This is a genomic window from Streptomyces sp. NPDC050422 (assembly GCF_044458665.1).
GTDB lineage: Bacteria > Actinomycetota > Actinomycetes > Streptomycetales > Streptomycetaceae > Streptomyces.
Genome location: NZ_JBITIE010000020.1, coordinates 84,441 through 110,121, shown reverse-complemented (window position 1 = coordinate 110,121; position 25,681 = coordinate 84,441). Strand labels below are relative to the sequence as shown.

Below are 25,681 nucleotides of genomic sequence, written 5' to 3'. Positions count from 1 at the left end.
ATTAAGCCCTGAAGGTCGTTCGGTTCTCGAACGCGGCCTTCCTCCCCGGAAAGGGGCCATCCCGCATGCGCACCATCAGAGCCGCGGCAGCCGCCACCCTCGCGATCTCCATCGCCGCCGGAGTCACCGGCTGCGGAGGCGGTACGTCATCGAGCGGCGGCAGCAATGATTCGCCGAAGACCCTCACGTACTGGGCCTCCAACCAGGGCCCCAACATCGAGGCCGACAAGAAGATCCTGACCCCCGAGCTGAAGAAGTTCGAGGAGCAGACCGGAATCAAGGTCAAACTGGAGGTCGTCCCCTGGGCGGACCTGCTGAACCGGATCCTCGCGGCCACCACGTCCGGTCAGGGCCCGGACGTCCTGAACATCGGCAACACGTGGTCGGCCTCGCTCCAGGCGACGGGAGCGCTGCTGCCCTGGGACAAGGCGAACTTCGACGCGATCGGCGGCCGGGACCGCTTCGTCGACTCGGCGGTCGCCTCGGCCGGCGCGGAGGGCAAGGACCCCTCCGCGGTCCCGCTGTACTCGCTCGCGTACGCCCTCTACTACAACAAGAAGAGCTTCGCCGACGCGGGCATAGCCAAGCCCCCGGCCACCTGGGACGAGCTGGTCGCGGACGGCAAGAAGCTGTCCAAGGACGGCAAGTGGGGGCTGGGCGCCGAGGGCGCCAACCTCTCCAACAACATCCACCAGACCTTCGTCCTGGGTCAGCAGCACGGCGCGGACTTCTTCGACGCCGCCGGAAAGCCGACGTTCACCTCCGACGGTGCCGTGGCAGCCGTGAAGCAGTACATCGACTTCATGGCCAAGGACAAGATCATCGCGCCGGGCAACGCGGAGTACGCCCAGAACCAGTCCCTGACGGACTTCGCCAAGGGCAAGACCGCGATGGTGCTGTGGCAGGCCGCCGCCTCGACGTTCGCTTCCCAGGGCATGAAGCCCGAGGACTGGGGCGCGGCCCCCGTGCCCGTCGCGTCCGGCACCCCCGGCCAGGGCAAGAACATCAACTCGATGGTCGCCGGCATCAACATGGCGGTGTTCAAGAACACCAAGAACATCGACGGCGCCAAGAAGTTCGTGAAGTTCATGACGAGCGACGCCGAGCAGAAGCTGCTCAACAAGACCTACGGGTCCATCCCGCCGGTCAAGACCGCCCAGGCCGACGCCGCGTTCTCGGCGCCCGACCTCGCGGTCCTGCGCGACACGCTGGCCAAGAGCGCCGCCCCGCTGCCGCAGGTGCCCAACGAGTCGCAGTTCGAGACGGCCGTCGGCACCGCGGTCAAGGAACTGTGGGCCGACGCCGCAGCCGGACGCCCCGTGACCACCGAATCCGTCAAGGCGCGCCTCGAAAAGGCCCAGCAGACGATGCAGCAGTAAGGCACCTTCCATGACCGCCACCGTGACCACCGACAGCCGAACCGAAAAGTCGGACAGGGTGACGAGCCGGGGCACCGGGGGTGCGCGCAGGAGACTGCCGCGCATCCCCGACCGGATCCGCCAGGGCGGACTGCCCTATCTCCTGCTCCTGCCGGCCGTCCTGCTCGAACTTCTCATCCATGTGATTCCGATGATCATCGGAATCGTGATGAGCTTCCGCCGGCTCACTCAGTTCTTCATCGGCAACTGGGGCGCAGCGCCCTGGACCGGCCTCGACAACTACAGGATCGCCGTCGATTTCAACGCCCCGATCGGCGAGGCGCTGCTCCACTCGTTCTTCGTCACCTGCGTCTTCACGTTCTTCGCCGTCGGCCTGGCGTGGCTGTTCGGTGTCACGGCGGCGATCATGCTCCAGGAGAACTTCCGCGGCCGCGGATTCCTTCGGGCGATCTTCCTCGTCCCGTACGCCCTGCCGGTCTACGCGGCCGTCATCACCTGGGCGTTCATGTTCCAGCGGGACAACGGCCTGGTGAACCACGTCCTCCACGACCAGCTCGGGCTGACCGACCAGCCGTCGTTCTGGCTGATCGGCGACAACAGCATCTACGCGCTGATCGTCGTCTCGGTCTGGAAGGGCTGGCCGTTCGCCTTCCTCATCGTGATGGCGGGGCTGCAGAACATCCCGCGCGAGCTGTACGAAGCCTCAGCGATCGACGGCGCCGGCATCTGGCAGCAGATCCGCAAGATCACGCTGCCGTCGCTGCGCCCGGTCAACCAGGTCCTGGTGCTCGTCCTGTTCCTCTGGACGTTCAACGACTTCAACACCCCGTACGTGCTGTTCGGCAAGGCGGCACCTTCGAGCGCGGACCTCATCTCGATCCATATCTACCAGTCGTCGTTCGTCACCTGGAACTTCGGCACCGGATCCGCGATGTCCGTGCTCCTGCTGCTGTTCCTGCTGGTCGTGACGGCCGTCTACCTCCTCATCACCTCGCGCGGAAGGAAGGGTGCAGATGCCTAGCCATGCCCAGCCGGCCGCACTGTCCAGAGCGGCGAAATCAAGATCGCGGTCCCGGTCGCCGATGGCCGCGCCCCAGTCCTTCCTCTGGACCCGCCGCATCATCCTGGCCTTCCTGACCGCCTTCGTCCTGCTGCCCGTGTACGTGATGATCAGCAGCTCCCTCAAGCCGCTCCAGGACGTCTCGGGGAAGTTCCACTGGATCCCGTCCGGGCTGACCGTCAAGCCGTACCTCGACATCTGGGACACCGTCCCGCTCGCCCGGTACTTCGTCAACTCGCTGGTGGTGGCGGGTTCGGCGACGGTCCTTTCGGTGATCATCGCGGTGTTCTCCGCGTACGCCGTGAGCCGCTACAAGTTCCGCGGCAAGCGCGTGTTCACCGTCACGGTGCTCTCGACCCAGATGTTCCCCGGCATCCTCTTCCTGCTCCCTCTGTTCCTCATCTTCGTCAACATCGGGAACAGCACCGGCATCGCGTTGTACGGCTCGCGCGGCGGACTGATCCTGACGTATCTGACGTTCTCGCTGCCGTTCTCCATCTGGATGCTCATCGGGTACTTCGACTCGATCCCGAGGGATCTGGACGAGGCCGCGCTCGTCGACGGCTGCGGGCCGCTCGGCGCCCTGTTCCGGGTCGTCGTGCCGGCCGCGGTACCCGGCATCGTCGCCGTCGCCGTGTACGCCTTCATGACGGCCTGGGGCGAGGTCCTCTTCGCCTCCGTCATGACCAACGACACCACCCGCACACTCGCCGTCGGGCTCCAGGGCTACGCCACGCAGAACGACGTGTACTGGAACCAGGTCATGGCCGCCTCGCTCGTCGTCAGTGTGCCGATCGTCGCGGGCTTCCTGCTCCTCCAGCGCTACCTCGTCGCCGGCCTCACCGCGGGAGCCGTCAAGTGACCACGTCGGAAAGGAAGTCCGTGAACGACCTCAGCGCCCTCCCGGCCGGCTTCACCTGGGGCGTCGCCACAGCCGCGTACCAGATCGAGGGAGCCGTGGCCGAGGACGGCCGCGCCCCCTCGATCTGGGACACGTTCTCCCACACCTCGGGAAAGGTGGCCGGCGGCGACACCGGCGATGTGGCCTGCGACCACTACCACCGGATGCCGGAGGACATCGCCCTGATCAAGGAGGTGGGGGCGGGCGCGTACCGCTTCTCACTCGCCTGGCCGCGGATCGTCCCGGGCGGCGACGGCCCGGTCAACGAGGCCGGTCTCGACTTCTACGACCGGCTGGTGGACGGGCTCCTGGACGCCGGGATCACGCCGTTCGCCACGCTCTACCACTGGGACCTCCCGCAGGCGCTCCAGGACCGGGGCGGCTGGACGGTCCGCGAGACCGCGGAGCACTTCGCCGCGTACACCTCGGTCGTCGTGGACCGCCTCGGGGACCGGGTCAAGGACTGGGCGACGCTCAACGAGCCGCTCTGCTCGGCCTGGATCGGTCATCTGGAGGGCACGATGGCGCCCGGCCTCACCGACCTGACCGCCGCCGTCCGCGCCTCGTACCACCTGCACCTGGGCCACGGCCTCGCGGTGCAGGCGATCCGCGCCGCGTCCCCGGACGCCCGCGTCGGCATCGTCAACAACCTCAGCCCGGTGGAGGCCGCCACCGACCGCGAGGCGGACCGGGCCGCCGCGGTCCGCGGGGACGGCCACATCAACCGCTGGTGGCTCGACCCGATCCTGGGGCGCGGCTACCCGCAGGACATGGTCGACCTGTACGGAGTCGAACTCCCGGTCCAGGACGGCGACATGGAGCTCATCTCGGCGCCGCTCGACTGGATGGGCGTGAACTACTACTTCCGCCAGGTGGTCACCGCCGACGCGACCGGCCCCGTCCCGCACGCCAAGCAGGTCTACCTGCCCGGCTCCCGCCACACCCACATGGACTGGGAGGTCCACGCGCAGGGCCTGGAGCAGCTCCTCCTGCGCCTGACGGAGGAGTACGGCGTCCAGCGCCTCTACGTCACCGAGAACGGCGCCGCATACCAGGACGTCGTCCTCGCCGACGGTTCGGTGCACGACCCGGAGCGGACCCAGTACCTGGAGGAGCACCTGGCCGCCTGCGCCCGCGCCGTCCGCAAGGGCGTCCCGCTCGCCGGCTACTTCGCCTGGTCGCTCCTGGACAACTTCGAGTGGGCGTACGGCTACGACAAGCGGTTCGGCCTGGTTCACGTCGACTACGCGACGCAGCGCCGCACCGTCAAGAGCAGCGGCCGGCGGTACGCCGAGCTGATCCGCGAAGCGGGGGCAAGCCGCCCGCGGCGGGCCGCCTGACCTCCCGGAACGGGGTAACGGGGCCACCCAGCAGCCTCCGGCCGCGGCGGACTACCGCCGCCGCCGGAGGTTCCGCGCTGCCCGCGGCCGGAGGTTCCGCGCTGCCCGCGGCAGCGGATGGAGCGGCGGACTCGTCGTCCGTCGGTTCGATCTGTCCCGCCGACTGTCGGGTCTGCGCCGATTCGCCCGTCATCCGCCACCGCGGGAAGTGCGGGCTAAGGGCTGTCCCGCAATTCCTGGCGGGCGCACGACGACAGCTACGGCACCTCGCCGCGTTGTCGAAACGCCCGAATACATCCAGTATGCGGGCGCCTCTCCGCCTTGCGATGCACCGCATCTGACGCCGCGCGCTGATCCACCAGGAATTGCGGGACAGCCCTTGATCATGAGGTTCCCGAACAGCGAATTGGCCATGCCACCGATCTCCACGGGAGTCCGCCCCGAACCGATCCGGGGACGCGGAAATCGGGAATTCAGGCGCTTCCCAGCTTGAAACCCACACCGCGCACGGTGATGATCCAGCTGCTTCCACCGAGTTTCCCGCGGAGGCTGCTGACGTGGGTGTCCACGGTCCGCCGGGACCACGAGTCGTCCCACACCTGCTGCAACAGCCGCTTGCGCGATATCACGGTGTCCGGATGTGAAGCGAGCAGGCAGAGAAGGTCGAACTCCTTGCGGGTCAGCCCCACGTCCCTGCCGTCCACACTGACTTCACGCGAGTTCACGTCGATGTGCAGCGGGCCACGGTCGATCGCGTGCCCCAGTCGGCGCTGTGTGCGCACCCGTCGCATGACGGCCTCGACGCGAGCCATCAGCTCGCGGAACCCGTACGGCTTGACCAGGTAGTCGTCCGCACCGGCCTGGAGGCCGAGCACGCGGTCCAGCTCCGAGCCGCGAGCGGTGACGATGATGATGGGGATGCAGCTCACCGTGCGGATGGCCTTGCACACCTCCAGGCCGTCCAGGTCAGGAAGTTCGAGATCCAGCAGGACGAGATCCACGCCCTCGTGGGCTTCCAGGGCCACACTGCCCCGGTCCACAGCGGCCACCTCATGGCCGTGCCGTCGCAGCCCGTCCTCCAGCGCACAGGCGTCGGAGGCGTCACTCTCGACAATCAGAATGCGCCAACCACCGGATACGGGTATTCCCGCGTGCAACGTGCCCGGCAACAGTTCGGTCACCGCCCGCTGTAACGGCGCCGGCCTCGCTTCGCCCTGCTGAACGGGTAGGAGAGCCCTCGACAGGACCTCTGATGATCGTTGCATCATGCTCTCCCCCGGCAGGTCACGTTCGTTGCACGAAGCGGAACTTGAGCACAAACATACAAACCCGGGGGTACTGAATTCAAGGTTCTTTCTGTGAATCCACTGTTGCAGTCACATGAAGCGGTATTCAATCACCGAGATCAGGCGAGTGGCTTTCCGCAATTCATTCCTCCTGTTTCGCGCAGCATTACCGATCCGCCCCTCGTTCGAGCGTCGATCCGTCGGCGACCCGGGTGCCGCCTCAGGCGCGTGCCCGGTCGTCCGCGTCCACCAGCCTGCGCAGGAGCGTCGTCAGAGTCCGCCGCTCAGCCTGGGTGAAGCAGCCGAGGAAGGAGTCCTGCGACTGCTCGGCCACCAGCCACAGCCGGTGCTGGAGCGCCACCCCCTCGTCGGTGAGCTCGACCAACTGACGGCGCCGGTCGGCCTGGTCCCGGGTCCGGCGCACCAGACCCCGCTCCTCGATCACGTCGAGATAGCCCCCGAGATGGCTGCGCTGGAATCCGAGCCGGTCAGCCAGCACGTGCTGGGGCAGCGGACCGAAGTCCGACAGTGCGGTCAGGGCCGCGAAGTGCGGCAACCGCAGCCCGTTCCTGCCCACCGCCTCCACCAGGGCATCGTGCCCGATACGCGCCGCATGACCGGCGAGGTACGAGGGCAGCGCCAGCAGGCTCGGCGGCCGGGGCGCCGACTCCGCCTGCGCCGGACCGGCCGGGGCGCCCGGACCGCTTTCAGGGGTTTCGCTCATGCGTCCACGATACCGGAATACAGTGGCTGGACGTAACGATGACATGATGGAATGATTCCCTGGCGATACCAGTTCGGCGCTCTCCTCGCGTTCCTGGCCCGCATTCCTGGACTGCGCACGGCGGCGCCCACTTTCCGGAGGACCGTTCCATGACCGACACACCCACTTCGCAGGCCCAGGCCCCGGCCACCGGCGAAGGGGGCGGCACCGCTGCCCCCTTCGCCGCCCTCCTCCTCGCCGTACTGTCCTTCTCGCTGATGCAGACGATGGTCGTGCCGGCGCTGCCCGACCTCAAGCGTGAGTTCGACGCCTCCACCACCGGCGTCTCCTGGGTGCTCAGCTCCTTCCTGCTCACCGCCTCGGTGGCCACGGCGCTGCTGGGGCGGGTCGGCGACATGTTCGGCAAGCGCCGGGTGCTGATCGCCAGCCTCGGCGTCTTCGCCGCGGGCACCCTGCTGGCCGCCCTGTCCAACTCACTGCCCCTGCTGATCACGGCCCGCGCGGTGCAGGGTGTCGGATCGGCCGCCTTCCCCCTGGCGTTCGGCATCGTGCGCGATCAGTTCCCGCGCGAGCGGGTCCCGGTGGCGATCGGGCTGATCTCCTCCACGTTCGGCATCGGCTTCGGAATCGGTCTGGTCGTTCCCGGCCCGATCGTGGACGCCCTCAACTGGCACTGGATCTTCTGGCTGGGCCTGATCGTGATCCTGCTGGGCATCGCGGCCGTCGCCGCGTTCATCGAGGAATCCTCGGTCCGCTCCCCCGGCCGTATCGACTGGACGGGTGTGGTGCTGCTGAGTGGCGGCGTCGTGGCGCTGCTGCTCGCCATCAGTGAAGGCAAGTCGTGGGGCTGGGCATCGGGCGGCGTCATCGGCCTGTTCGTCGCAGCCGTCGTGCTCCTCGTGGTGTTCGCCTACGTCGAGAACAAGGTGCGCGAACCCCTCATCGACATGAAGCTGCTGCGCAGGCCTGCCGTGCTGACCAGCCACATCACCGCACTCATCATCGGGTTCGGCATGTACGGCGCCTTCACCCTCGTACCGCTGCTCGCCCAGACCCCGTCGAAGGCCGGGTACGGTTTCGGCGCCTCCGTGACCGAGTCCGGTCTCTTCATGGTGCCGATGGCGGTGACCATGCTGATCGCCAGTCCGCTCGCCGGACGGATCGGCGCGGCCCTGGGCTGGAAGCTGCCGCTGGTGCTGGCGTGCCTGATCGGGATGGTCGGCTTCGTCATCTACGCCGCCGCGCACGACACCGAGTGGGCGATGTACGCGGGATCGGCGGTGCTGGGAATCGGCGTCGGCTTCGCCTTCGCAGCCCTGGCCAATCTCGTGGTCAGCGCGGTCGACCGGAGCCAGACCGGCGAGGCGACCGGCATCAACACCATCATGCGCACCATCGGCGGCTCGCTCGGCGCGCAGATCGCAGCGTCGCTCGTGGCGGCCAGGACGATCCCCGGCACCCTGGTACCCGCCGAGTCCGGCTACACCACCGCGTTCGTCATGTCGGCGATCGCGCTGGGAGTCGCCACCATCGCCGCCCTCGCGGGACCCGGAAAGCTGTGGCGCAAAGCCGCAGCGCCCGCTCCTGCGCCCTCGTCCGCACCCAGCAGCGGCCAGCCTGCCGTCTAGGAGTTCGCGTACATGCCTGATTACGGACACGACCTCCTCTTCGGCACGGTCCTGGTGCCGACGGCGGGACACAGCGACGACGCGGTGGCGTTGGCCCGGATCGCCGACAGGACCGGCCTTGATCTGGTCAGCGTGCCGGACCACCCGTACCGGCCGGATCTTCTCGACGCCTGGGTGGCGCTCGCGGTCATCGCCGCGTCCACCACCCGGGTGCGCGTCTTCCCCAACGTCTCGAACCTTCCGCTGCGACCACCCGCCGTGCTGGCGCGCACCGCGGCCGGCCTGGACCTGCTCAGCGGTGGCCGGGTCGAACTGGGCCTGGGCGCCGGGTCCTACTGGGATGCCATCGCCGCCGACGGCGGGCCGCGCCGCACCCCCGGCGAGGCGGTCCGCGCGACCCGCGAGGCCATCGAAGTCATCCGGGCCCTGTGGGCTCCGGGCCGGCGGGTCCGCTTCGACGGCAAGCACTACGCGCTCGACGGCGCCTCATCCGGCCCCGCCCCCGGGCACCCCCTCGGGATCTGGCTGGGCGCCGTCGGTCCCCGCATGCTTGAGCTGGCCGGGTCGATGGCCGACGGCTGGCTGCCCAGCGCTCCGCACGTACCACCGGCCCGCCTCGCCGCGGGGCATCGCATCGTCGACGAGGCAGCGGTTGCGGCAGGCCGCGAACCGGCGGCGGTACGCCGGCTGTACAACCTCTCGCCGGGGGTCGGCGGCTTTCCCCGGGGAGCGCCGGACACCTGGCCCGAGCAGTTGGCGGCGCTCACTCTGGAGCACGGGACGAGCGCGTTCCTGCTGCCCGCCCAACAACCGTCCCTGATCGAGGTGTTCGCCGCGGAGGTGGCCCCCGCCACCCGGGAGCTGGTGGCCGCCGAACGTGGGCGGGCGGCGAATCCGACGGGCCCGCGGCACACGCCCGCCGCAGGGACCGCCGAGGCGGGCACCCTCGCACCGGCCAGGACCCGGGTGAGCGCCACCGCTTCCGGGGACCGTCTCTCCGTACGGCCCACACCTGACTCCGGTGTGCGCCGGTCCACCGAACGGCTGTGGGACGAGGCGACCCGTCCCACCGGACCGCCCGCCGGCCCCGGCCGACGCTATCCGCGCTCCGAACAGGAGCCGGCCCGCAATCTGGTCGCGGCGCACGACCAGCTGCGCACAGATCTCGACCGACTGGGCGAGGTGGTACGGGAGGTACTGGCCGACACCCGCGACCCGGGCGACGCCCGTTCCGAGATCCAGAAGCTGGGTCTGCGTCAGAACATCTGGACGCTCGGCGCCTACTGCGCCTCGTACTGCCGGTTGACCACCCTGCACCACACCAGGGAGGACGAGGATCTCTTCCCGTACCTGCGCCGCTCCGATCCGCGCCTCGGCTCGGTGCTCGACCGGCTCACCGAGGAACACCACGCCATACAGGGCGTGATCGAGCGAATCGACCGCGAGCTGGTCGCCTTCGCCGGGGAGGAGAGGAGCCCCAACGGGCTGCGGGCGGCCATGGACCTGCTCACGGACACACTCCTGTCGCACCTTTCGTACGAGGAGAGTGAACTGATCGAGCCGATGGCGAGGTTCGGCACCGGTTGGTGACCGGCGTCCCGCCCCCGTTCCCGCACTGTCCGGGGCGCCTGTCCCGGCCATGCGCCTGTCCGGCCCCGGACTTCCGCGCTATCCGGGCTCCTGTCCCGTCGCCACCGGCCGGGAGAGGTCCGCCGACCAGGCGGACCAGGAGCCCGGATAGAGGGCAGCGCCGGTGATCCCGGCGTGTTCCAGCGCCAGCAGGTCATGACAGGCGGTGACCCCGCTGCCGCAGTAGACGATGACTTCCGTCCCCTCGCCAACTCCCAGCGCCGCGTAGTGCGCCCGCAGTTGTCCGGGGGTGGCGAACGTCCCGTCCGCCGTGATGTTGGCGCTCCAGGGAGCGCTGCGGGCACCGGGGATATGGCCGGAACGGATATCGGTCGGCAGTACGGTCTCACCCGCATACCGGTCGCCGGCACGGGCGTCCAGGACGACGGCGTCGCCCGCAGCGACCTCGTCGGCACTCCGCACGGCCTCCTTGGGCCACTCCACCGGGGTCAGCCGCGCTGCGGGGAGCGTCACGCCACCGGTCTCGGTCTCGTCGGGCCAGCCGGCCAGTCCCCCGTCGAGCAGGGCGGCGACGCGTCCGGTACGGCGCAGCAGCCACACCAGCCGGGCGGCGTACGGACCGCCGTCGGCATCGTAGGCAACCACGGTCGTACCGTCCCCGATGCCGAGCGCGCCGAGCTCCCGTGCGAAGTCGGCCGGGTGGGGCAACGGGTGCCGCCCGTCCCTCGCGTCCGGCGGCGCGGAAAGCACGGTGTCGACATCGGCCCAGACCGCGCCGGGCAGATGTCCGGCGAGATAGGCGTCGTGCCCGCTGCGGCCGTCCAGGAACCATCGCACATCGACGAGTACGAGGCTTTCGCGGTGTTCACGCACCCATGCGGCGTCGACCACGGGCGGCAGGGTGGCTTCGCCACCGTCCTTGTCAGGCACCGGCTGCCACCGTCCTCGATCCGAGTGCCGCGACGTGGGGCAGCACTTCGGCGGCGGTGAGTTCGGTGGCCGCCTGCACCTGGGCGTAGGGGATGCCGCCCACATCGATGGCGAGCAGATGCAGATCGTGGCCCCACAGCTCGTGCAGCCTGCCCAGTTTGTCGACGACCTCGGCGGGACTGCCGCAGATCGCGGGCCCGCTGGGGCCGATGTAGGTGTCGAAGTCCGGTGGGGTGGAGAAGTGCGTGTTGCCCGGCTTCTTCACCGTCAGGTAGTTGTTCATGTACGAGGCCCACAACGAGCGTGCACGCTGGGACGATTCGGCGACGAAGACATGGCTGGCAGCGCCCAGCCGGCCGGGCGGGTCGGTGTGTCCGCTCTCGCTCCACAAGGTGCGATAGGACTCGAAGACCGGGGCGAACGTGCCCGGTTCACGGGCGGTGGTGCCCACCACCAGCGGCAGTCCGTGGTCGACGGCGAGATGTACGGACTCCAGCCCGACGCCGCCGCTGATCCAGAACGGCGGCCGGGACTGGAGCGGTCGGGGCTGGACGGTGACTTCGCTCAGCGGCGGCCGGAACTCACCCTGCCAGGTGACGCGTTCCTCGGTCCAGAGCCGCAACAGCAGCTCGGTGTTCTCACGCTTGCGCGCCGCTTTCGACTCCGGGGCCTGGCCGAACACCGCGTACGGCTCGGGGAAGAAGGAGCCGCCGGCCATGAGTTCCAGTCGGCCCCCGGACAACAGGTCGACCAGGGCGTAGTCCTCGGCGACCAGAACCGGATCGCGGTTGGCGACGAGTGTGGTGCCGGTGGCGAGCCGGATCGTCGACGTGTGCTCGGCTATCGCGGCCAGCACCAGCGCGGGCGAGGAGATCACGTCCCGCTCACCGAAGTGGTGTTCACCGATGGTGTACCAGGCGAAGCCTTCCTCCTCCGCCTCGGTTGCGGCACGTACCACGTCCCGCAGGCGTTGCTGTTGGGTGAGGGTCTCGCCGGTGAGCGGGTCGGGGAGAAGGCTGCCGAACGTGATGAGCCCTAGCTCCATGGGGTTTCCTCCGTCGCGCTGTTGATACGTCGGTCGCCGGGTACGGCGGCCAGCAGTTCTTCGGTGTAGGGATGGTTCGGTGAACGCAACAGCTCGTCTGCCGGGCCGCTCTCCACGATCCGGCCGTCGCGCATGACGGCGATCCGGTCACTGACCTGGGCGACGACCGCCAGGTCGTGGGAGATGAACAGATAGCTCAGGCCGTGCCGCTCCTGGAGGCCGATGAGCAGTTCCAGGATGCGGGCCTGCACGGTCACGTCGAGTGCGGAGACCGGTTCGTCGCAGACCAGGAGTTCGGGCCCGAGGGCGAGCGCACGGGCGATGGCCACACGTTGGCGCTGACCGCCGGACAGTTCGGCAGCCTTGCGACGCTCGGTTCCCGCGGGCAGCGCCACGTCGTCCAGAAGACGCCGCACGGTCCCGCCCCACTCCTCCCTGGCGCCGATGTGGTGGTTGCGCAGCGGCTCGGTGAGCAGCTCCTCGACGGTGAAGCGCGGGTTCAGCGAGGCGTAGGGGTTCTGGTAGACGACCTGGATGCGGCGGTGCAGGGCGCGGCGGGCGGCTCCCCGGACGGTGGTGACGTCGGCGCCGTCCAGCAGGACCGTGCCGCTGTCGGCCCGTTCCAGGCCGAGGATCATGCGCGCGGTGGTCGACTTGCCGGAGCCGGATTCGCCGACGAGGCCCAGTGTTTCGCCCCTGTCCAGCTCGAATCCGACACCGTCCACCGCTGTGCGCGAGCGGCGCCGGGACAGTGCGGCGCCCCGGACGGGGAAGGCGCGGGTCAGCCCGGTCACCCGAAGCAGCGGGACCGATGTGCCTGCCCTGCCGGCCGGCGCCGCCACGCCCGCCGTGTTCACCGTGCCTGCCCTGCCTGCCGGGTCCGTGGCGTCGCGTGGCGCGTTCGCCGGACCGGTGCCGTCGGTGCCGTGTCGGCGCGGTGCGCGCGCGGCGATGGTGGGTGCGTCGGCCAGCAGCCTGCGCGTATAGGGGTGCTGGGGATCGTTGAGCACCTGTTCCGCGGGGCCCGCTTCCACCACGCGGGCCTGCGACATCACCACCACCTGCTGGGCACGGTCGGCGACCACCGCAAGGTCGTGGGTGACCAGGAGCATCGCGGTCCCGGTGGTGGTCACCATGCCCTGGAGGTGGTCGAGGATCTGCCGCTGCACCGTGACATCCAGTGCCGACGTGGGTTCGTCGGCCACCAGCAGCCGCGGCCGGGCGGCGGTGGCGATGGCGATGAGTACACGCTGGCGCATGCCTCCGGAAAGCTCGTGCGGATACTGGCGGGCCCGTTGTGCCGGGTCCGCCAGCCCGGCCTCGGCCAGCAGGTCGACGGCCATGGCCGCGGCGTCCCGGCGTGTTGCCAGACCGTGGACACGCAGCACCTCGGCGACCTGACTGCCGACGGGTTTGACGGGGTCGAGGCAGACGCCTGGGTCCTGCGGGATCAGTCCGACGCGGCGCCCGCGCACCTCCCTCCACGCACGCTCGCCGAGTCCGGTCAGCTCCTCGCCCTGGAGGCGGACCGAGCCGCCCAGCACCGAACCGCCCGCGGGCAGCAGTCCGATCAGTGCGTGGGCCGTACTGCTCTTTCCCGAGCCGGACTCGCCCACGACAGCGGTGATCCGGCCTGCGGCGGCCGTCAGGTCGAGTCCGTCGACGGCGATATGGGTGCCGCCGGCAGTGCGGTAGCCGATCCGCAGGCCCTGAACGGCCAGCAGCGGGGTGTCGGTCCCTTCGGCCGGCGCCACTTCTCGGGGAGCCGGGTTCACCACGTTCACCGGTTCCTCCCTTCTGCTTCCAGCACCCTTGAGAGCCGGTTGGCCGCGAGTACGACGACGGTCACGGTGAGACTGGGCAAGGTGGTCAACCACCAGGAGGTGGCCAGGTAGTTGCGCCCTTCGGCGACCAGGGACCCCCACTCGGGGGCCGGTGGCGGTTCCCCGTACCCGAGGAAGCTGAGGCTGGAGATGGCGAGGACCACCAGTCCGAAGTCGAGGGCGGCCAGGGCCAGTACGGGGCCGATCGCCGCGGGAAGGATGTAGCGGGGCAGGATGCGCCACCATCGGGTGCCGCAGAGGATCGCCGCCTCGACGTACGGCGCCGTCCGCACCCGTAGCACTTCGGCGCGCATGACACGGGCGAAGGCGGCGACGCTGGTCACGCCGATGGCGATGGCCACCTGTCCGGTCCCGAAGCCGAGCGCGGTGATGATGGTGAGCGACAGCAGCATCGGCGGCACCGACAGCATGACTTCGACGATCCGCATGATGACGGTGTCCGTCCAGTGGCCGAAGAAGCCGGCGACCAGACCGAGCACCACCCCGCCCCCCAGTGCGATCAGGATGGCGGCGACGGTGGCGCGCAGCGACAGGGACGCGCCGTGCACCACGCGCGCATAGATGTCGCGGCCCAGCTGGTCGGTCCCGAAGAGATGCTCGGTGCCGGGCGGCTGGAACCGCTCCCCCGGGACCCCGGTGAGCGGGCTGCGGTCGGTGAACCACTCGGGTACGAGGGCCCAGCCGAGGACCAGCAGGAGCACGAGGGCGGAGAGCGTGACGCCGGGCGAGCGCAGCGGCGCGGCCAGTATGCGCCGGATCCGCGCGGGCTCCCGGGTGAGTTGCCGCTCGTCCCTGACCTGCGCGGGTCCGGGCTCCGGCGCAGGCTCCGGGCCGGGGGCGACGGGTGTCTTCGTCAGGTTCGTCATGTGGTCACCAGCCGTCCCGTGGAGCGGATTCTGGGATCGAGCACCGGGTACACCAGGTCGATCAGCAGATTCACCACCGCGAAGGCGAGGGCCGCGACGACCACGACACCCTGGACGACGGGCAGGTCCTGGGCCGAGACGGCGGACTGGGTGATGCGGCCCATGCCGGGACGGGAGAACACCGTCTCGACGACGACGGCGCCGCCGATCAGGTACCCGACGAGCAGACCGACCACCGTCACGGCCGGGATGGCCGCGTTGCGCAGCCCGTGCCCGAACAGCAGCCGGGCCCTGCCCGCCCCGGTGGCCCGGACGGTGTCGGCGTACGGTTCCTGCAGGGTGGTGTGCAGGCTCTTGCCGAGCACCTGCGCCACCAGTGCGGACCCCGGGATCGCCATGGTGCAGGCGGGAAGGATCATGCTTTGCACACCGCTGTTCCCGAGTGAGGGAAAGAGGTGACACTGGAAGGACAGCAGCTGGATCAGGATGAGCCCGACCCAGAACGACGGCATCGACACGGCGAAGGGCGGTATGGAGCGCAGGATCTGACGGAGCGTCGGGCTTGCGGTGAGGTTGGCTGCCACCCCGATCAGGGTGCCGATGGCCAGCGCGAGCACCAACGCGAGGCTGCCGATCTGAAGTGTCGGCGACATCGCGTCGGTGATCATGCGGGAGACGGGCTGTCCGCTCTGGAGGGACGCGCCGAAGTCACCGTGTACCGCGTCGGCGAGCGCCGATCCGTACTGGGTGATCAGCGGACGGTCGAAGCCGAGTTCCGCCCGTGTTCCGGCGATCTGCTCGGGCGTCAGCCCGGCGAAGCCGCCGCGTCCGCTCAGCATGAGTGCCACCGGATCTCCGGGCAGCAGACGCAGCGCGACGAAGGTGAGCGTGAACGCGGCCCAGACGACGAACAACGCGCGCAACGTCCGGGTGACCGCGTACAGGGCCGTGTGCACAGGTGTCCCTTCCCTCAGCCGAGCCAGGCGTCGTGCAGGTCGAGCCGGTTGGAGGCATCGAGCCCGAAGCCCTGCACCTTGTCGGACACGCCGTGGACCTGGGCACCCTCGTACAGCGGAACGGTGTCGGCGTGGTCGAGGATCCACTCGACCGCGTTGGTCACAGCGGTCTGGCGGGTCTTCGCGTCGGTCGCCAGGGCCTGCTGCTCCAGATAGGTGTCCAGCTTTCCGGCCGGCAGGTGCCAGAGATTGTCACCCTTGCTGTAGAAGATGTTGCGCAGGACGTCGGGATCGGCGCGGGTCACACCGACGGCAGTCAGGTCGAACTGCCCCTTCTGCTGCTGTTCGACATAGACGGGCGGTGCGACGGGCCTCAGCTTCACGTCGACGCCGATCTTGCGGAGCTGCTGCTGCACGGCCTCGTCGGCGGGTGGCATCGGCGCGGGTATCAGCCAGGTGAGGGCGAGCGGCTTGCCGTCCTTCACCCGGATGCCGTCCTTGCCGGGCTTCCAACCAGCACTGTCGAGGAGGGATTTGGCGCCCTCCGGGTCATAGCGAAGCCTGTCCGAGAAATCCTTGTAGTACGGGGTGCCCGAGGACAGGACACTGGTGGCCGGCTTGTAGGAGGAGCTGAAGACGGAGTCCACGAGCTCCTGCCTGTCAACGCCCTTGAGCAGTGCCGCACGGACCTTGTAGTCGGCGAGTATCCCCTTGTGGTTGAGGGAGAGCGGTGGCACGAGGCCGGGGCCCGGCGCCGACAGGACTCTGAAGCCGTTGCCCTTGAACTGGGCCTCGTCGGTGGGCTGAAGGGCCTTGGCGATCTGGACCTGTCCGGAGGTGAGGGCGCCGGTGCGGGCCCCGCCCTCCGGGATGAAGGAGAACTTCACCTCGTCGAGGTGCGCCGCTCCCTTGTTCGTGGCGATGGAGGACGGCCAGGCGTATTCCTTGCGCTTCTTCAGGACGACTTCCTGGTCGGTGGTGTAGTGGTCCAGGACGTACGGACCGGAACCGATGAACGCTCCGCGGCAGCGCTCAGCGGCCGAGGCCGTGAAGGTCGCGGGCGACAGAATGCCGAGTCCGGCGGTCGATGTCGCCTGGAGGAACTGGGCGTTGGCCGAGGCGAACGTCACCGTGAGCCGGTGCGCGTCGGTGACGGTGGTGCCCTTGTAGCCGATCAGATAGCTGGGGGCACCGTTCGCCGGCAGCTTCACCAGGTTGTCGAACGTAGTCTTCACCGCCGCCGCGTCGACGGGCTTGCCGTCGCTGAAGGTGGCTCCGTCACGCAGGACGAAGGTGAAGGCGCTGCCGTCGGCGCTGGTGGTGAAGGACTTCGCCAGCCAGGGCACGATCTTGCCGGTCTTCGGGTCCTGGGAGGTGAGCCCGTCCACGAGGGAACGGGAGATGTCCACCGCGCCGAACTGCCCGGTCTGCTGCGGGTCCAGGCAGCTCGGGTCCGCCTCGCTGCCGACCAGCAGCGTGCCGCCGTCACGCGGTGCGCCGCCGCTCCTGCCACCTGAGTCGGCCCCCTCGCCCGAACAGGCCGCGACGGGCAGGACGACCGCGAGCAGTGCGATCGCGAGACGAAGCCGAGGACGCGAGCCGATGGTTCTTGTGGACATCTGAGGACCTCTCTGGAATGTGCTGTGGTGCGGGCGTGCGGGGGGTGGCGAGCTCGGAGGGGGGAGGGTTGTGAGCCGCCTGTCGGCGGCGCGCGGCGACGGGTGGACACGCGTCAGCCCTTGGCGACCGCCGCGCGGACGGCGGGCACGATCTCCTCGGCCCAGCGCCCGAGGCCGGTCTGTCCCGAGGGATCGCCGGATGAGAAGTACACAAATCCGGATGCACCGTGTCCGAGTACGGCCTCGGTCAGCTCGGTGATCCACTGGTCGACGGATCCGCCGAGCCAGCGGCCGGACGGATCACGGGGAGTGTTGACGGCCGAGTCGGTGATACGGCCTGGCAGATTGAAGACCGTGACGATGTCCGCGGGGTCGCGTCCGGCGGCACGGGCGGCCTCGTCGATGAGGGGCCGCGAGGACCGGTAGCGGTCGCTGCGCCAGTCCGCCGCATTGCCGGGTATCCAGCCGTCGGCCGAACGCCCGGTGACGGCGAGGGACTTGGGTCCGACGGAACCCGTCCAGATCAGCGGTGCCGGATCCGGCGCCGGATCCAGTGCGGCGATCCGGGTGAACTCGCCGTCCAGGGTGACGGGTGCGCCGCCGCCGGACAGCGCCCTGACCAGGCCTATCGCCTCCTCCAGGGCGCGTACGGCCGTGGCCGGATCGAGCCGGGTGGCCCCGAAACGGGCGATGTCGTCCCAGTAACCGCCCGCGCCGAGGCCGAGAACGACCCGGCCTCCGGTGAGGGCGGACAGCGTCGACAGGGTACGGGCCAGCAGGGGCACCGGGCGGGTCGGCAGATTGGTGACGGTGGTGATGCCCGTGATGTTCCGGGTCCGGCCGAGCAGCAGCGCGAGAGTGGCGTAGGCCTCCAGCCGGTCGCCGTAGTACGGGTGGTCGGACAGGGCGAAGAAGTCGAGCCCCGACCGGTCCGCGTACTCGACCCTGCGCACGACCTCCGGCGCGTCGGTGACCGCGACCCCCGGTCCGATTCCGAACCACAGCTTGTTCGCGAGCCGTTCTGGCATGGCTGGTGCCTGCTCTTTCCTTGTACTGGTTACGGGAGAGCGCGCCCGGCGCGGGACGCGACAGAGCCTCGGCGGGTCCGGCGGACGCCCCTCGACAGGGCCTCGGTGTGCCCCGCGCCGGGCGGATGTCAGGCGCGTACGGCCTCGACGACGCTGCAGTGGCCGCCCGGCACGATGCGTGACAGCTTGAGGCCGGAGTCGGCCAGCAGGGTCTCGAACTCCGCGGCGGTGCGCTGCTGTCCGCCGGCCACCACCAGCATGTCGAGATCCATCAGGGAGACCGTGGGCGAGGGGCGGGGCCGGTCCGGCAGCACCGCCTCCACCAGCAGAACATGCCCGCCGTCGGTCAGCGCGTCGCGGGCGTTGACGAGGATGCGGCGCGACTGTTCGTCGTCCCAGTCGTGGATGATGTTGGACAGGATCACCGCGTCGGCGCCGGACGGCACGGAATCGAAGAAGTCTCCGGGTACCAGCTCGGCCCGGTCATCCACACCGGCGTCGCGCAGCGGCTGACCGGCGCCCGCGATGACCTCGGGCCTGTCGTACAGGACGCCGCGGGCGCCGGGCGCCGACGCCAGCACGGCGGCCAGCAGGGCGCCACGTCCGCCGCCCGCGTCCACCACGGTCCCGAACCGGCCGAAGTCGTACGCGGCGACGACGGGGGCGATGATCTGCTGGGACGCCTCGGTCATGGCCCGGTCGAAGACACCGAGCACATCGGGGTGGTCGTGGAAGTAGTCCCAGACGGGTTTGCCGAACACTTCGGTGAACGCGGTGTGACCGGTGCGTACGGCGTCGGCGAGGCCGGACCAGGCGTGGCGTTCGGCGGGCAGCCCGGTCCAGATCGCGAAGTTGCGCAGACTGGTCGGACTGTCGGCGCGCAGGGTGGCGCCCAGCTCGGTCAACTCGAAGACCTTGCCGTCGTGTTCGGTGAACAGGCCGATGTCGGCACCGGCCCGCAGAAGCCGGTAGAGGCTGGGGGCGTGCGCGTCGGTGGCTGTGGCGATCTCGGCGACCGGCCGTGGCCCGTCGGCCAGGACGTCGGCGACGCCGAGTTCTGCCGCGGCGCTGACCGCCTGGGCGAGCCAGCCGGCGGTGATGAGCTGCAACACCTGTGCGGGCAGGGGTGGTTCAGTGGAGCCTGAGGGCATGACGGGGCTTCTTCCTTGGTACCGGAGGTGGCCTGGGAATGCGGACCGGGACGCACCGTCGGGCCCAGATGAAGTCTCTGCCGGGTCGTTGGACGGTTCAAGGCGCGCCGGTGTCAGGTCTTTGCTCGCTATGTCAGATCTCTGCAGGTTCCGAGGTCAGTGACCCGGAGCACCCTGCGGGCCCTGCCCTTCGTGCCACACCAGCTCGAAGACGAACCGGCTGATCCGCCATCCGTCGGCGGTCCGGACGGCCTCGGCCTCGTAGTGGCCGCCGATGGTGAAGTGGGTGCCGGGTTCGGCGGCGGCACGTACGTGTACGGCGGTCAGATGGGCACGGATCCCGGCCCGGTCGCCGTCGAGGTCGATGGTGTAGTTGGACGCGGTGTGATGGGTGCGTTCGAACGTGGTGCGGGCCAGCTTCTGGAACTCGGCGAGGCCCGCCGTCCCCTTGTACTCGCCCATGGGGAAGGTGAGATGGACGTCGTCGGTGAAGACCGAGCCGAACCAGTCGTCACGGTGCCGGTCCCGGTCGAGGTGGGTGACGTAGCGGTCGCCGAGAGCGGTGAGTTCGGCCCGGTCGGTGAGTTCGCGGACCTCGGCCCGCAGCGCGGCCACGGTCTCTTCGGTGGAGGTGACAGCATTCATGCAGGCACTGCCTTTCGGTGGTGTGGTGTGAACTACTGGGGCCTTTCCGCGGGCGCGGTGGGACTACTGGGCCGGCAGAGCGGGCGGACCGAACCAGCGGTGCAGGGCGGCGCTCAGGCCGTCGCCTCCGGGTGCGGCCGAAACCCAGGCCACATAGCCGTCGGGCCGCACCAACAGCGACCACAGGCCGCGCAGTTCGTCGTCCCGGGCATCCAGCGGCTTCGGAATCGCAGTGGTGACGGCCACCCGGTCGTGCCAGGGTGCGACGGCTCTCCGTACCGCCGGGTCTTCGGCGAGGTCGAGCAGCACGCCACGCGCGGGGTGCAGGAGCCGGGTGGTGCTGGTCTCCCCCGCAGGCCCGACCAGTACCCGGGATGCGACGCGCCGCCCGAGCAGTGGGTCGTCCCCGTCGGGGTCGTAGTCGTAGCGGATGTCCAGCCCGCTGACGATCCCGGCCAGATGGCGCTTGACGTCGTCGTACTCGATGAGCTCGGCGAACAGGGCACGCAGTGGGTCCGACTCGCGGCCGCCGAGGAAGACCGTCCCCTGGGCCCGGGTGTTCACCAGCAGTCTGGCGCCCACCGGATGGCGCTCGTCGTGATAGGTGTCCAGCAGGGCCCGGGGAGCGGTGCCACGGCAGACGGCGGCAAGTTTCCAGCCGAGATTGACGGCGTCCAGGATGCCGGTGCTCATCCCCTGGCCGCCGGCCGGGAGATGGACATGGGCAGCGTCACCCGCGAGCAGGACCCGGCCACGCCGGTACGTGGCTGCCTGCCGGGTGGCGTCGGTGAAGGAACTCACCCATTGCGCCTCGGCACCGCCGATGTCCTCGCCGGTGAGCCCCAGCCACGCGTCCGCCACCTCCGCGAACGTCACGGGCGCCGCGTCCTCTCGGGGCGGTGCGCCGTCCGGGCAGACGATGATGCGGTCCACCCCTTCGCCCAGCGGGGCCGCCATCACCATGCCGTGCTCCAGGCGTTCGCCGAGCGGACGGGGGCGCAGCGAGCTGCCCACCACATCGGCGAGGTACATCACGCGGGACGCGGGTGCGCCGGGGAAGTCGATTCCGGCTGCCACGCGCACCGGGCTGTGGCCGCCGTCCGCGCCGACGAGGTACGCGGCGCGCAGCCGTCGTGAGCCCTCGGGCGTCCGTACGGTGATCTCCACCGAGGCGTCGTCCGGCCCGGCGCCCTCGGTCAGCCGGGTGAACTCCCAGCCACGGTGGACGACGGCGCCGAGACCGGTCGCCCATGTTTCCAGGACCGACTCGGTCAGCGACTGCGGAATGCCACGGGCGCCGAAGTGGGCGCCCGGCAGCACGGTGTAGTCGAACCGGACCCCGCCGAAATGGCCCACGGGGCTGATGTCGGGTGTCTCGCCCCGGCCGAACCGGGGCAGCAGACCCCGCTGGTCGAACGCCTCCATGGCGCGCGCCGTGAAACCCAGGCCCCTGGACTGCCCGGTGGGCTCCGCCAGCCGCTCCACGACGGTGACGCGGGCGCCGCCCAGCCGCAGTTCAGCGGCGAGTGTCAGCCCGGTCGGCCCGGCGCCGACCACGATGACGTCGGTGTCCCGCACGGGTTCCGCATCGGGTGCCATGCCCGTCAGTCCTTCGCCGACCGGGAGTGGGTCACCCGGTAGGTGTTGGCCTGGCGGTTGGTGACCAGGGAGCGTGCACGGTTCCTGCCGTCACGGATGTCGGCGGGTCGCTCCTCCTCGGGCAGGGTGTGGAAGGCGTCGTAGAGCTCCTTGCTGTCCCACTGGGCGTAGTTGACGACAGAGGTGCCGTCCACACCGCGGAAGTAGGTGTGCGACCGGTAGCCGGGCACCGTCGTGATCCACTCGTCGGGCTTGGCGAGCGTGTCCAGGAGCTCCCGCTGGTCCTCGGGCTTCGTGTCGAACACGATCAGTACGGTGTAGTCGTCGCGCTCCGGAGAGATCTCGGTGTTTCCGTCGAGCAGGGGGTGGTGCTGGGTGAAGGCCAGCTCGGTCTTCAACAGCCGTACGGTCCGGGCGAGTTTGTGGAACAGCGGCACCGTCCTCTGCTGGAACTTCTGCCCTTCGTAACGCGCTTGGAGGTCGGCGGCGCTGCGCCACTGGATGTAGTTGACGGTTCCCGGCTCGTCGACGCCCGCGTGCAGCGTCGAGGAGATCCAGCTGGGATAGTCGGCGTTGTCGATGATGTCGCGCATCGCGGCGAGCACGTCGTCCTGGAGCGGCACGGTGTCCGTCTCGAAGAGGTTGAACACGGTCAGATAGCCGTCGTCCGGCGAGATCAGGGGCATGGCGGGGTTCCTCTCGGGTGCGGTCTGCGGGTACGTGTGCCGGGGCGGGCGGGGCCGAACCGGCGGTTGGGTGCCTCCGTCAGACGGGGCCGAACCAGCGGTTGAGTGCCTCCGCCAGTCCCTCCCCCGGCGATGTCCCGGCCGGGTCCGCCCATACGACGTGGCCGTCGGGCCGTACGAGCGTCCAGCCGGCTCCTCCCGTCCCGGGGTCCGATGCCGCCGGCGTGGCGAAGGGGATGCCGCGGCCGGCCAGGACAGGCCCGGGGTCCGGATCGCCACCGGGGCCGAGCAGCAGACCCCGGCCGGGGCGCAGGACGTCCGTACTGGTCGCCTCACCCGACGCGGACGCCGACACGGACGCGGACGCCGCGAGAAGTGTCCGTGGCAGCCGGGCTCCGACGAGCGGGTGTGCGGGACCTCCGACGTCGTAGCGGATGTCGAGTCCGCTGATCGTCGCGGCGAGATGGGCGCGTACGTCCTCGTGGGCGATCAGTTCGGTGATCAGGGAGCGCAGCGGCTCCACCTCGGGGCCGCCGAGCAGCAGCAGCGCCTGGGCCTCGATGGCCGAGAGCACACGCCGTCCGATCGTGTGCCGTTCGTCGTGGTAGCTGTCGAGCAGCTCGGGGTGTGCACGACCGGTGACCTCGGCTGCCAGTTTCCATCCCAGGTTGAAGGCGTCCTGAAGACCCAGATTGAGTGCCTGGCCCCCGATGGGCATCTGCCGGTGCGCCGCGTCCCCGGCGAACAGGACGCGGCCGTGCCGGTACTGCGCGAGCTGACGTGACGCGTCGCCGAACGCGTTCACCCACACGGGTGTCCCCTCGCTGATGTCCTCGCCGGTGACCCGTTTCCACGCCTGTGCGATCTCGCCGAATGCGGGCGCTCCGTCGCGGTGCAGCGCAGGGGCGCCGTGCTCGTGCACCATCACCCGGGTCACACCGTCCGCCCGCCGTGCCGCGATGGCAAGGCCGTCCGGCAGCCGTTCGAACCGCCGGTCGGGCACCTGGACGCCCTCGACGTCGGCGCGCAGCAGTTCACGTCGCGCCTCGTGGCCGGGAAAGTCCGCCCCGACCAGGTCACGGACGGTGCTGTCCTCGCCGTCGCAGGCGACGAGGTGGCTGCCGCGCACCAGGACGGGACCACCGTCGCCGAACGCTTCGGCCTCGACGTACCCGCCCGCATCGGTGACCGTCCGTACCTCATGGCCGCGCCGGATCTCGGCGCCCAGCCCGGCCGCCCAACGTCCCAGAAGCCGTTCGGTGTCGAACTGGGTGACCTTCCACTGGCCCTGACGGCTGCCGGGCAGAGTCAGGTCGAGCGGAATACCCGCGAAGTGTCCCCGTAGGTCGTTCAGCGGATCGGGAAGCCCGTCCAACAGCCCCCGGCTGTCGAGGATTTCCATGGTGCGTGCATGCAGGGTCGAGGCACGCGACTCGGTGGTGGGCGCCGTACGCCGTTCCAGTACGACGACATGCGCGCCGCCGAGCCGCAGCTCCCCGGCGAGCAGCAGCCCGACCGGCCCCGCGCCGACGACGATGACCTGGGTGTCCAGTCGGTCGCCCGGCACGTCAGCCCCGCCCTCCGTCGAGGCCCTCGGCATACGCCTTGGCGTGGCCGAGTGTGGCCAGGCTGTTGGTGGACAGGGCGCCGTGCACGTACTTCCGGGCGTCGTCCGCGGTGGCCTCGGGGCCGAGGACAGCTGCGATGGTGTCGGTGTCGAGGGTGACCGTGTGCTGGGAGGAGGCGACGGTGCCGTCCGCGGTCTCCTCGAAGGTCCAGATCCCGGTGTGCAGGGTCAGCAGCGCGGGCAGCGTGACCTGCTTGTACGCGATGCGGTGGTGGGGGAACGTCACGCGGTACGACTTGGTGGTGTGCGTGGAGCCGTCCATGGCCAGCGTGTCCATCTCCAGCGCCTGGAGACCGGGGGTGTCCTCGGTGAGGCGTACGGATGCCACGTGGGGCAGCCGCTCGGCCCATCGGTCGGCGTCGTTGACGAACTCGAAGAGGTCCTTCGCCGCTCCGGTGACGGTGACGCTGTCGGTGAAGGAGAACGTCAGATCCGCGGCGGCGTGGGCCGCTTCCACGTTGGTGCGCAGCGCGGCCAGCTCCGACCGGCTGTTACGGTCCACCGCCTCGTCGATCCAGACGAGACCGGCCGGGTCGTCGTCGACGGCGCGGTATTCATGCAACAGCCTGACCCGGGCCTGCTGTTCGCCGAGCGGTTCGATGATCCAGACGCCGCTCATCGCGGCGACCGGTGGGGCACTGACCTCCTGTCGGAAGGTGATGCGCAGGCCGTCCGGGTCCAGTGTGCGGCGCGAGGTCCAGTTCTTCGCCTCGTCGCCGGCCGTGGCCCAGATCCGGATGCGCTCCTCGTTGCCGCGCTGCTCGACCCGGTCGACGTGGATGGTGGGCGGGAAGATCCGGGGCCAGTTCACCACTTCGGCCAGTAGCCGGTAGACGGCCGACGCGGGTGCGCCGACGGTGATCTCGTGCTCGACCTCACGGGTCGTCATGTCGCTTCTCCTCGCGGAGTCGGGTGGCATATGGAGTGGGGTGCGGCTCGGAAGCACGAGCGCGGTGGCGCACGGCTCAGAAGTTGCCGAGGCCACCGCAGACGTTCAGTGCCTGCGCCGTGATGGAGGCGGCCGTGTCCGAGGCGAGATAGCCGACCAGGCCGGCCACTTCCTCGGGCGTCGAGTACCGGCCGAGCGGGATCTTCGCCTGGAACTTCTCCAGGATCGCGTCCTCGGTGGTGTCGTAGGCGGCGGCATATCCCTGCCTGACCCGCTGTGCCATCGGCGTCTCCACATACCCGGGGCAGACGGCGTTGACGGTGATCCCGGTGGGGGCCAGCTCGTTGCCGAGGGCTTTGGTGAAGCCGACCACGCCGTGCTTGGACGCGGAGTACGGGGCACCGAGCACCACGCCCTGTTTGCCCGCCGTGGAGGCGATGTTGATGATGCGGCCCCGGTCCTTGTGGCGCAGCCCGCCTGCGGTGAGAACCTCGCGGGTGAGCCGGAACACGCTGGTGAGGTTGGTCTCGATGACGTCCTCCCACAGCTCGTCGGGGATGTCGGCGGTGACTCCGCCGCCCGAGCGGCCTGCGTTGTTGACGAGTACGTCGATCGCGCCGAACCGGTCGACGGCGGCGCGGACGAATGCCCGTACCGCCTCGGCATCCCGGACGTCGAGGACCGAGCCGGACACGTCGAGTCCCTCGGCGGCGAGCTGCTTCACGGTGGCCTCGACGTTCTCCGCGTCGCGGGCACCGATGAACACGCGGTGGCCCTGGGAGCCGAGCAGCCGGGCGACAGCCAGGCCGATTCCGCTGGTGGCCCCGGTGACGAGAGCGACGGGGCCGGCCCCGGTCGTGGTGGTGTCGGTCATGGTGGTCCTGGTCC

The 25,681-nt window shown here is 69.9% G+C and carries 22 protein-coding genes; 6 read left to right on the top strand and 16 right to left on the bottom strand.

Annotated features, from left to right (window positions below; all coding sequences use genetic code 11):
• Positions 1–65: 65 nt before the first annotated feature.
• From ACIBJG_RS29415 to ACIBJG_RS29400, 4 genes are read left to right on the top strand one after another with little or no spacing between them, the layout of a single operon-like run.
• A complete protein-coding gene (locus tag ACIBJG_RS29415) occupies positions 66–1,379 on the top strand; it encodes an ABC transporter substrate-binding protein (protein ID WP_399311994.1) in 1,314 nt (437 codons plus the stop codon).
• A 10-nt stretch (positions 1,380–1,389) separates the two neighbouring features.
• Entirely contained in the window at positions 1,390–2,400 is a 1,011-nt protein-coding gene (locus ACIBJG_RS29410; protein WP_399311992.1) for a carbohydrate ABC transporter permease, read from the top strand.
• Positions 2,393–3,301: a carbohydrate ABC transporter permease gene (locus ACIBJG_RS29405; RefSeq protein WP_399311989.1), complete on the top strand. Its 909-nt coding sequence runs from the start codon at positions 2,393–2,395 to the stop codon at positions 3,299–3,301. The genes ACIBJG_RS29410 and ACIBJG_RS29405 overlap by 8 nt, the downstream gene beginning before the upstream one ends.
• 20 nt (positions 3,302–3,321) lie before the next feature.
• Positions 3,322–4,680: a GH1 family beta-glucosidase gene (locus tag ACIBJG_RS29400; protein WP_399311987.1), complete on the top strand. Its 1,359-nt coding sequence runs from the start codon at positions 3,322–3,324 to the stop codon at positions 4,678–4,680.
• A gap of 473 nt (positions 4,681–5,153) precedes the next feature.
• Here the strand turns inward: ACIBJG_RS29400 and ACIBJG_RS29395 are convergent, their stop codons facing one another.
• Both ACIBJG_RS29395 and ACIBJG_RS29390 read right to left on the bottom strand, forming a co-directional pair.
• Positions 5,154–5,861: a response regulator transcription factor gene (locus tag ACIBJG_RS29395; RefSeq protein ID WP_399311985.1), complete on the bottom strand. Its 708-nt coding sequence runs from the start codon at positions 5,859–5,861 to the stop codon at positions 5,154–5,156.
• A 325-nt stretch (positions 5,862–6,186) separates the two neighbouring features.
• Positions 6,187–6,690, bottom strand: coding sequence for a MarR family winged helix-turn-helix transcriptional regulator (locus tag ACIBJG_RS29390; protein ID WP_399311983.1), 504 nt, complete (start codon positions 6,688–6,690; stop codon positions 6,187–6,189).
• Between the two features lie 149 nt (positions 6,691–6,839).
• Between ACIBJG_RS29390 and ACIBJG_RS29385 the strand changes: the two genes are divergently transcribed.
• Both ACIBJG_RS29385 and ACIBJG_RS29380 read left to right on the top strand, forming a co-directional pair.
• Positions 6,840–8,318 carry an MFS transporter gene (locus tag ACIBJG_RS29385; RefSeq protein WP_399311982.1) on the top strand — a complete coding sequence of 493 codons (1,479 nt, stop codon included), beginning with the start codon at positions 6,840–6,842 and terminating at the stop codon, positions 8,316–8,318.
• A gap of 12 nt (positions 8,319–8,330) precedes the next feature.
• A complete protein-coding gene (locus tag ACIBJG_RS29380) occupies positions 8,331–9,908 on the top strand; it encodes an LLM class flavin-dependent oxidoreductase (protein WP_399311980.1) in 1,578 nt (525 codons plus the stop codon).
• Between the two features lie 78 nt (positions 9,909–9,986).
• Here ACIBJG_RS29380 and ACIBJG_RS29375 read toward each other — a convergent pair whose 3' ends face one another.
• The 14 genes from ACIBJG_RS29375 to fabG form a co-directional block, all read right to left on the bottom strand.
• Entirely contained in the window at positions 9,987–10,838 is an 852-nt protein-coding gene (locus ACIBJG_RS29375; protein WP_399311978.1) for a sulfurtransferase, read from the bottom strand.
• Positions 10,831–11,883, bottom strand: a complete 1,053-nt coding sequence (locus ACIBJG_RS29370; protein ID WP_399311976.1) for an LLM class flavin-dependent oxidoreductase — start codon at positions 11,881–11,883, stop codon at positions 10,831–10,833. The genes ACIBJG_RS29375 and ACIBJG_RS29370 overlap by 8 nt, the downstream gene beginning before the upstream one ends.
• Positions 11,874–13,667 carry a dipeptide ABC transporter ATP-binding protein gene (locus ACIBJG_RS29365; protein ID WP_399311975.1) on the bottom strand — a complete coding sequence of 598 codons (1,794 nt, stop codon included), beginning with the start codon at positions 13,665–13,667 and terminating at the stop codon, positions 11,874–11,876. Before ACIBJG_RS29365 ends, ACIBJG_RS29370 begins: the two co-directional genes overlap by 10 nt.
• On the bottom strand, positions 13,664–14,593 hold the full coding sequence (locus ACIBJG_RS29360; protein WP_399311973.1) for an ABC transporter permease: 930 nt from the start codon (positions 14,591–14,593) through the stop codon (positions 13,664–13,666). The genes ACIBJG_RS29365 and ACIBJG_RS29360 overlap by 4 nt, the downstream gene beginning before the upstream one ends.
• Entirely contained in the window at positions 14,590–15,549 is a 960-nt protein-coding gene (locus ACIBJG_RS29355) for an ABC transporter permease (RefSeq protein ID WP_399311971.1), read from the bottom strand. Before ACIBJG_RS29355 ends, ACIBJG_RS29360 begins: the two co-directional genes overlap by 4 nt.
• 14 nt (positions 15,550–15,563) lie before the next feature.
• Positions 15,564–17,168, bottom strand: a complete 1,605-nt coding sequence (locus ACIBJG_RS29350) for an ABC transporter substrate-binding protein (RefSeq protein ID WP_399311970.1) — start codon at positions 17,166–17,168, stop codon at positions 15,564–15,566.
• Positions 17,169–17,281: 113 nt separating this feature from the next.
• Positions 17,282–18,196 (bottom strand): LLM class flavin-dependent oxidoreductase, encoded by a 915-nt coding sequence (locus tag ACIBJG_RS29345; RefSeq protein ID WP_399311968.1) that lies wholly within the window; start codon positions 18,194–18,196, stop codon positions 17,282–17,284.
• A gap of 128 nt (positions 18,197–18,324) precedes the next feature.
• Positions 18,325–19,347, bottom strand: coding sequence for a methyltransferase (locus ACIBJG_RS29340; protein ID WP_399311967.1), 1,023 nt, complete (start codon positions 19,345–19,347; stop codon positions 18,325–18,327).
• Between the two features lie 156 nt (positions 19,348–19,503).
• Positions 19,504–19,992 carry a nuclear transport factor 2 family protein gene (locus ACIBJG_RS29335; protein ID WP_399311965.1) on the bottom strand — a complete coding sequence of 163 codons (489 nt, stop codon included), beginning with the start codon at positions 19,990–19,992 and terminating at the stop codon, positions 19,504–19,506.
• A gap of 63 nt (positions 19,993–20,055) precedes the next feature.
• Positions 20,056–21,591 (bottom strand): FAD-dependent monooxygenase, encoded by a 1,536-nt coding sequence (locus ACIBJG_RS29330; protein WP_399311964.1) that lies wholly within the window; start codon positions 21,589–21,591, stop codon positions 20,056–20,058.
• Between the two features lie 5 nt (positions 21,592–21,596).
• Positions 21,597–22,277 carry an antibiotic biosynthesis monooxygenase family protein gene (locus ACIBJG_RS29325; protein ID WP_399311963.1) on the bottom strand — a complete coding sequence of 227 codons (681 nt, stop codon included), beginning with the start codon at positions 22,275–22,277 and terminating at the stop codon, positions 21,597–21,599.
• 79 nt (positions 22,278–22,356) lie between these two features.
• A complete protein-coding gene (locus ACIBJG_RS29320; RefSeq protein ID WP_399311961.1) occupies positions 22,357–23,844 on the bottom strand; it encodes an FAD-dependent monooxygenase in 1,488 nt (495 codons plus the stop codon).
• Position 23,845: 1 nt separating this feature from the next.
• Complete coding sequence (locus ACIBJG_RS29315; protein ID WP_399311959.1) at positions 23,846–24,793, bottom strand: aromatase/cyclase; 948 nt, start codon at positions 24,791–24,793, stop codon at positions 23,846–23,848.
• 76 nt (positions 24,794–24,869) lie between these two features.
• The gene (gene fabG / locus ACIBJG_RS29310) at positions 24,870–25,667 is read right to left on the bottom strand and encodes a 3-oxoacyl-ACP reductase FabG (protein ID WP_399311957.1); all 798 of its coding nucleotides are present in this window, start codon (positions 25,665–25,667) and stop codon (positions 24,870–24,872) included.
• Positions 25,668–25,681 lie beyond the last annotated feature (14 nt).

What these genes read in the sequence shown, in the direction of transcription:
- ACIBJG_RS29415 (WP_399311994.1), top strand. Translation starts at nt 66, where the DNA reads ATGCGCACCATCAGAGCCGCGGCAGCCGCCACCCTCGCGATCTCCATC.
- ACIBJG_RS29330 (WP_399311964.1), bottom strand. Translation starts at nt 21,591, where the DNA reads ATGGCACCCGATGCGGAACCCGTGCGGGACACCGACGTCATCGTGGTC.
- ACIBJG_RS29325 (WP_399311963.1), bottom strand. Translation starts at nt 22,277, where the DNA reads ATGCCCCTGATCTCGCCGGACGACGGCTATCTGACCGTGTTCAACCTC.
- ACIBJG_RS29345 (WP_399311968.1), bottom strand. Translation starts at nt 18,196, where the DNA reads ATGCCAGAACGGCTCGCGAACAAGCTGTGGTTCGGAATCGGACCGGGG.
- ACIBJG_RS29380 (WP_399311980.1), top strand. Translation starts at nt 8,331, where the DNA reads ATGCCTGATTACGGACACGACCTCCTCTTCGGCACGGTCCTGGTGCCG.
- ACIBJG_RS29360 (WP_399311973.1), bottom strand. Translation starts at nt 14,593, where the DNA reads ATGACGAACCTGACGAAGACACCCGTCGCCCCCGGCCCGGAGCCTGCG.
- ACIBJG_RS29385 (WP_399311982.1), top strand. Translation starts at nt 6,840, where the DNA reads ATGACCGACACACCCACTTCGCAGGCCCAGGCCCCGGCCACCGGCGAA.
- ACIBJG_RS29390 (WP_399311983.1), bottom strand. Translation starts at nt 6,690, where the DNA reads ATGAGCGAAACCCCTGAAAGCGGTCCGGGCGCCCCGGCCGGTCCGGCG.
- fabG (WP_399311957.1), bottom strand. Translation starts at nt 25,667, where the DNA reads ATGACCGACACCACCACGACCGGGGCCGGCCCCGTCGCTCTCGTCACC.
- ACIBJG_RS29340 (WP_399311967.1), bottom strand. Translation starts at nt 19,347, where the DNA reads ATGCCCTCAGGCTCCACTGAACCACCCCTGCCCGCACAGGTGTTGCAG.
- ACIBJG_RS29315 (WP_399311959.1), bottom strand. Translation starts at nt 24,793, where the DNA reads ATGACGACCCGTGAGGTCGAGCACGAGATCACCGTCGGCGCACCCGCG.
- ACIBJG_RS29335 (WP_399311965.1), bottom strand. Translation starts at nt 19,992, where the DNA reads ATGAATGCTGTCACCTCCACCGAAGAGACCGTGGCCGCGCTGCGGGCC.
- ACIBJG_RS29350 (WP_399311970.1), bottom strand. Translation starts at nt 17,168, where the DNA reads ATGTCCACAAGAACCATCGGCTCGCGTCCTCGGCTTCGTCTCGCGATC.
- ACIBJG_RS29370 (WP_399311976.1), bottom strand. Translation starts at nt 11,883, where the DNA reads ATGGAGCTAGGGCTCATCACGTTCGGCAGCCTTCTCCCCGACCCGCTC.
- ACIBJG_RS29405 (WP_399311989.1), top strand. Translation starts at nt 2,393, where the DNA reads ATGCCTAGCCATGCCCAGCCGGCCGCACTGTCCAGAGCGGCGAAATCA.
- ACIBJG_RS29410 (WP_399311992.1), top strand. Translation starts at nt 1,390, where the DNA reads ATGACCGCCACCGTGACCACCGACAGCCGAACCGAAAAGTCGGACAGG.